The sequence below is a fragment of the Tessaracoccus oleiagri genome (assembly GCF_900103275.1).
Classification (GTDB): Bacteria; Actinomycetota; Actinomycetes; order Propionibacteriales; family Propionibacteriaceae; genus Arachnia; species Arachnia oleiagri.
The window spans coordinates 1-6,845 of sequence record NZ_FNGP01000008.1; the positions used below are offsets into that span (position 1 = coordinate 1).

A 6,845-nucleotide genomic window follows, 5' to 3' on the forward strand; every position below is an offset into this window, starting at 1 on the left:
GCTTGACTTCCGGGTTCGGAATGTTGCCGGGTATTTCCCCTTCGCTATGACCACCGAAACACTATGGAGATAGTGATCGGAACTATTGAATTGTAGTTCCCGACCGTCTCTCGGGAACCTCACAGTGGACGCGTAGCATCTTTGTAGAAAACAAGCCCTCGGCCTATTAGTATCGGTCAGCTCCATGCCTTTCAGCACTTCCACATCCGACCTATCACCCGGTGGTCTGCCGGGGGCCTTACCAGATTATTCTGTGGGAGCCCTCATCTTGAAGTGTGCTTCCCGCTTAGATGCTTTCAGCGGTTATCACGTCCCGACGTAGCCAACCAGCCGTGCCCTTGGCAGGACAACTGGCACACCAGAGGTCAGTCCGATCCGGTCCTCTCGTACTAGGATCAGCTCTTCTCAAGACTCCTACGCGCGCAGCGGATAGGGACCGAACTGTCTCACGACGTTCTGAACCCAGCTCGCGTGCCGCTTTAATGGGCGAACAGCCCAACCCTTGGGACCGACTACAGCCCCAGGATGCGACGAGCCGACATCGAGGTGCCAAACCATGCCGTCGCTATGGACGCTCGGGCAAGATCAGCCTGTTATCCCCGGGGTACCTTTTATCCGTTGAGTCCTGGCGCTTCCATGTGCCACCAGAAGATCACTAATCCCGACTTTCGTCCCTGCTCGAGATGTCTCTCTCGCAGTCAAGCTCCCTTGTACATTTACGCTCAAAACCTGATTGCCAACCAGGCTGAGGGAACCTTTGGGCGCCTCCGTTACCTTTTAGGAGGCGACCGCCCCAGTCAAACTACCCGCCAGGCACTGTCCCTGATCCAGATAATGGACCTAGGTTAGATAACCAGAACGACCAGAGTGGTATTTCAACGATGACTCCACCTGAACTGGCGTCCAAGCTTCAAAGTCTCCCACCTATCCTACACAAGTCGTCCCGATCACCAATACCAAGTTATAGTAAAGGTCCCGGGGTCTTTCCGTCCTGCTGCGCGTAACGAGCATCTTTACTCGTAGTGCAATTTCGCCGAGTTCGTGGTGGAGACAGCGCCCAAGTCGTTACTCCATTCGTGCAGGTCGGAACTTACCCGACAAGGAATTTCGCTACCTTAGGATGGTTATAGTTACCACCGCCGTTTACTGGGGCTTAAGTTCAAGGCTTCGCCGAAGCTAACCCTTCCCCTTGACCTTCCAGCACCGGGCAGGAGTCAGTCCGTATACATCGTCTTTCGACTTGGCACGGACCTGTGTTTTTGGTAAACAGTCGCTTGGGCATGGTCTCTGCGACCTTCAGCGCTTTCAAAGTAAATTCTAATACGCGTCCGGTCCCCCTTATTCCGAAGTTACGGGGGTATTTTGCCGAGTTCCTTCACCACGATTCTCTCGATCGCCTTAGTATTCTCTACTTATCCACCTGTGTCGGTTTGGGGTACGGGCGGCTAACACGTCGCTCACGAAGCTTTTCTAGGCAGCATAGGATCACTCAATCCAACGTCGAAACGTCAGACCCGTCATGTCTCAGGCACATGAGATGCGGATTTGCCTACACCTCGCCCTACACACTTAGCCTGGGACAACCATCGCCCAGGATGAGCTACCTTCCTGCGTCCCTCCGCAGCTTGCCTAATGTGAGTTTGGGTCGCAGACTCAGTCGAGATCCGTCCGAAGACTTCACTCGACCTTGCATGCTTAGCATCACTCAGGTCGGCATGGGCCGTGTTTCGCCGGTACGGGAATATCAACCCGTTGTCCATCGACTACGCCTGTCGGCCTCGCCTTAGGTCCCGACTTACCCAGGGCAGATTAGCTTGACCCTGGAACCCTTGGATATTCGGCGGACGGGTTTCTCACCCGTCTTTCGCTACTCATGCCTGCATTCTCACTCGTATGCTCTCCACGGCTGGGTCACCCCGCCGCTTCATCGCGCATACGACGCTCCCCTACCCATCCGTACAACCTTACGGTTACTCGTACGAATGCCATAGCTTCGGCGGATAACTTGAGCCCCGCTAAATTGTCGGCGCAGAATCACTTGACCAGTGAGCTATTACGCACTCTTTCAAGGGTGGCTGCTTCCAAGCCAACCTCCTGGTTGTCTCCGCAACTCCACATCCTTTTCCACTTAGTTATCGCTTAGGGGCCTTAGCTGATGATCTGGGCTGTTTCCCTCTCGACTATGAAGCTTATCCCCCACAGTCTCACTGCTGCGCTCTCACTTGCCGGCATTCGGAGTTTGGCTGATTTCGGTAAGCTTGTGGGCCCCCTAGACCATCCAGTGCTCTACCTCCGGCAAGAAACACGCAACGCTGCACCTAAATGCATTTCGGGGAGAACCAGCTATCACGAAGTTTGATTGGCCTTTCACCCCTATCCACAGCTCATCTCCTCAGTTTTCAACCTAAGTGAGTTCGGGCCTCCACGAGGTCTTACCCTCGCTTCACCCTGGCCATGGATAGATCACTTCGCTTCGGGTCTAGAGCATGCGACTAAAGCGCCCTATTAGGACTTGCTTTCGCTACGGCTTCCCCACACGGGTTAACCTCGCCACATACCACTAACTCGCAGGCTCATTCTTCAAAAGGCACGCCGTCACCCTTGCGGGCTCCGACGGATTGTATGCGATCGGTTTCAGGTACTATTTCACTCCCCTCCCGGGGTACTTTTCACCTTTCCCTCACGGTACTTGTCCGCTATCGGTCACCAGGTAGTATTTAGGCTTAGCGGATGGTCCCGCCAGATTCATGCGGAATTTCAGGGGTTCCGCATTACTTGGGATGACGCTCGAGAGTGATCAATTTACGTGTACGGGAGTATTACCCTCTTTGCTACAGCTTCCCAACTGTTTCGACTTAGTTGATCATTTCTTACTCTCTGACTGTTCGACAGCACAGTCGGAGCGGTCCCACAACCCCCAAATTGCAACGCCTGTCAGCTATCACACAACTTGGGTTTGGCCTCTTCCGCGTTCGCTCGCCACTACTTACGGAATCACTGTTGTTTTCTCTTCCTGTGGGTACTGAGATGTTTCACTTCCCCACGTTCCCTCCAACCGCCCTATATATTCAGGCGGAGGTTGCCAGACATGACTCTGGTATTTCAAGGTTTCCCTATTCGGAGATCCACGGATCAAAGCTCGTTTACCAGCTCCCCGTGGCTTATCGCAGGTTACAACGTCCTTCATCGGCTCCTGGTGCCAAGGCATCCACCGATCGCACTTAGTAGCTTGTTAAATCTACAAAGATGCTCGCGTCCACTGTGAAGTTCTCAAGATACGGGCGGGCCCAGCTCCTCACCGTCCTAAGACGACTCGGACACCGGTCCGCTAGAAGGCGTTGCAAGCAACCGACCCTTCAGGACCCAACAGCGTACTTAGGCATCACTCCAACACCTCGAGGTTCCACTCCTGCAAGCAGGTTGTACTGACGAGACCCGAAGATCCGCTTAATAGTCAATGTTCCACATTCCGGTGCCAGCCGGCTGGAGACGAACGCTCCAAAACCGGCGCATGGGCAACAAGGCTGCGCCTTGCCACCAAATGGCTCCTTAGAAAGGAGGTGATCCAGCCGCACCTTCCGGTACGGCTACCTTGTTACGACTTAGTCCTAATTACCGGTCCCACCTTCGACAGCTCCCTCCCAAAGGGTTAGGCCACTGGCTTCGGGTGTTACCGACTTTCATGACTTGACGGGCGGTGTGTACAAGCCCCGGGAACGTATTCACCGCAGCGTTGCTGATCTGCGATTACTAGCGACTCCGACTTCATGGGGTCGAGTTGCAGACCCCAATCCGAACTGAGACCGGCTTTTTGAGATTCGCTCACCCTTGCAGGTTCGCAGCTCTTTGTACCGGCCATTGTAGCATGCGTGAAGCCCTGGACATAAGGGGCATGATGACTTGACGTCATCCCCACCTTCCTCCGAGTTGACCCCGGCGGTCTCCTATGAGTCCCCGGCATTATCCGCTGGCAACATAGGACGAGGGTTGCGCTCGTTGCGGGACTTAACCCAACATCTCACGACACGAGCTGACGACAGCCATGCACCACCTGTATACCGACCAAAAAGGGGCACCTATCTCTAGATGTTTCCGGTATATGTCAAACCCAGGTAAGGTTCTTCGCGTTGCATCGAATTAATCCGCATGCTCCGCCGCTTGTGCGGGGCCCCGTCAATTCCTTTGAGTTTTAGCCTTGCGGCCGTACTCCCCAGGCGGGGTACTTAATGCGTTAGCTGCGGCACGGAGAACGTGGAATGTTCCCCACACCTAGTACCCACCGTTTACGGCGTGGACTACCAGGGTATCTAAGCCTGTTTGCTCCCCACGCTTTCGCTTCTCAGCGTCAGGAAAGGTCCAGAGAACCGCCTTCGCCACTGGTGTTCCTCCTGATATCTACGCATTCCACCGCTTCACCAGGAATTCCATTCTCCCCTACCTTCCTCAAGTCAGCCCGTATCGGAAGCAGGCTCGGGGTTAAGCCCCGAGTTTTCACTCCCGACGTGACAAACCGCCTACAAGCTCTTTACGCCCAATAATTCCGGACAACGCTCGCACCCTACGTATCACCGCGGCTGCTGGCACGTAGTTAGCCGGTGCTTCTTCTGTAGGTACCGTCACGTTAGCTTCGTCCCTACTGAAAGCGGTTTACAACCCGAAGGCCGTCTTCCCGCACGCGGCGTTGCTGCATCAGGCTTTCGCCCATTGTGCAATATTCCCCACTGCTGCCTCCCGTAGGAGTTTGGGCCGTATCTCAGTCCCAATGTGGCCGGTCGCCCTCTCAGGCCGGCTACCCGTCGTCGCCTTGGTGAGCCGTTACCTCACCAACAAGCTGATAGGCCGCGAGTCCATCCTTGACCGCCGGAACTTTCCAACCTCGAAGATGCCTAAGAGGTTCGTATCCGGTATTAGCAGCTGTTTCCAGCTGTTATCCCAGAGTCAAGGGCAGGTTACTCACGTGTTACTCACCCGTTCGCCACTCGTGTACCCCCGAAGGGGCCTTACCGTTCGACTTGCATGTGTTAAGCACGCCGCCAGCGTTCGTCCTGAGCCAGGATCAAACTCTCCGTTGAAAATGTTCGGTTTCGGGTGTTCATCCCAGTTACCGTCAACAGAAAATGATACTGACAGGATCCATTGCTGGATCTAATCAATTATTTATTTTAATCAAAGGAACCGTTACATGACCGAGGCCATGCGACGGGACGCACGAGCAATATAAAATTGCCATGTGCATTGATTGGCATTGACTTTTAGTACGCTGTTGAGTTCTCAAGTTTCGGGTGCGTCCCGCGCCTCCCACTCACGTGACCGGCTTGGGGCAACTCGAACAACTTTACTTTCATGATCCCGCGGTGTCAAATCCGCATCTCTCACTCAGTTCAGTTGTAATTCATCCGCCGCATTCGCGGCTCTCACAACATTACTTCATCCAGGACCTGCAATCAAATCGGGCAAACAAGCCCAGACCGACATGATCTCGCTCCCCACAACGTGGTTTGCACTGAAGACTGTGATCGAACCGCACCAGCGGCGACCACCAACCATACACACATCACTCGCGCCAGTCAAACCCGACCCAGCAGCTCCCACACGATGAAGTTATCCTGCACAGTCACCCTCAACGGGCAACCTGCGGAACACTACACCACCCCCACCACCCCGTCAACCGGAGACCACGAGGCGGTCCTCCTAGCGTCGTAGCGGCTCGGGTCGTCGACGGACCGGTCGCCAGCATCGCCGGCGGGCGCTCCTTCTCGGGCCCTGCCAACGACGGGCTGACCCGGGCCAGCAGGGCGGCTTCGACCGAGACGAATCGTCTGCCGCCGCACGTCGACTGCGAGATGCAGGTCACCCGATCACGGGGGCTGCTCCGCGCGGCATCGCAGCGGCTCCGACAAACACGGCGGCAAGTTGCCTTGCGCTCGACCCTTCGAGCCTGGCCGGCGCGGCGCGGTCGAGCGCCCCCTCCCCTCAATTCTTTGGGCCTGAGGAATCCAGCCAGAGCCGGCAACACGCGGGGACACGTCGGGCGCCCCCTGTGTCCATAGGCGGTTTGGCCCCTCACCCGGCTCTCGCATTCCTCCCCACTAGGACTACATGGGGCCTATGCAGCCGGGTCTGAGGCCCTGTCGGCGGTCGTCACTGATCTTGGATCACTCGAGGCCTCGCTCCAGGAACTGATTCGCGAAGATCGGCGCCGGCCGCTACGAACGCACCGAGCAGCGCACCACCCGACGCAACGGTTCCCGGCCGAAGCAGCTCGCCACCGGAGCCGGGACGCTGGAGCTCGCGATCCCGAAACTACGCGAGGGCCCGTTCTTCCCCTCCCTGCTGGAACCGCGCCGCCGGGTCGACCAAGCCTTGTGGTCGGTGATCGCGCAAGCCCGGATCGGGGGCGTCTCCACCCGCCGGGTCCACGCGCTGGTCAAAGCCCTCGGCAACGAGGCCGGGATCTCCCGCTCCACCGTGTCCAGGACCGCGGCGAGATCGACGAGTACGTCGGCGTGTTCCTCGAGCGCCGGCTCGACGACGCCGACATCAGGTACCCCTACCTGTGGCTCGATGCGACCTACCTCGACGTCCGCACCGGCGGCCGGGTCGTGTCCCAGGCCGTGGTCGTCGCGACCGGCTACGGCATCAACGGCCACCGGGAAGTTCTCGGGATGGCGATCGGCGACGCGGAAACCACCGACTTCTGGACCGGGTTCCTGCGCTCCCTGCACGAACGCGGCCTGAACGTCGCCACCGCCGAGGATCCGCTCGGGGTCGCGGTCGTGGTCTCCGACGCCCACGAAGGCCTCAAGCACGCGATCAAGGCGATCCTGCCCGGCGCCGCCTGGCAG

General features: G+C 57.2%; 2 rRNA genes and 1 pseudogene. 1 reads left to right on the forward strand and 2 read right to left on the reverse strand.

Annotated elements, in window-relative coordinates:
• Positions 1 to 146: 146 nt before the first annotated feature.
• Positions 147 to 3,235: ribosomal RNA gene (locus tag BLR46_RS14690) — 23S ribosomal RNA — on the reverse strand.
• Positions 3,236 to 3,553: 318 nt separating this feature from the next.
• Positions 3,554 to 5,072 (reverse strand): 16S ribosomal RNA (locus BLR46_RS14695).
• The 16S and 23S rRNA genes sit together here, the layout of an rRNA operon.
• Positions 5,073 to 6,186: 1,114 nt before the next feature.
• Between BLR46_RS14695 and BLR46_RS14700 the strand changes: the two are divergent.
• Positions 6,187 to 6,845 (forward strand): annotated as a pseudogene (locus BLR46_RS14700) (IS256 family transposase); the annotation flags it as partial.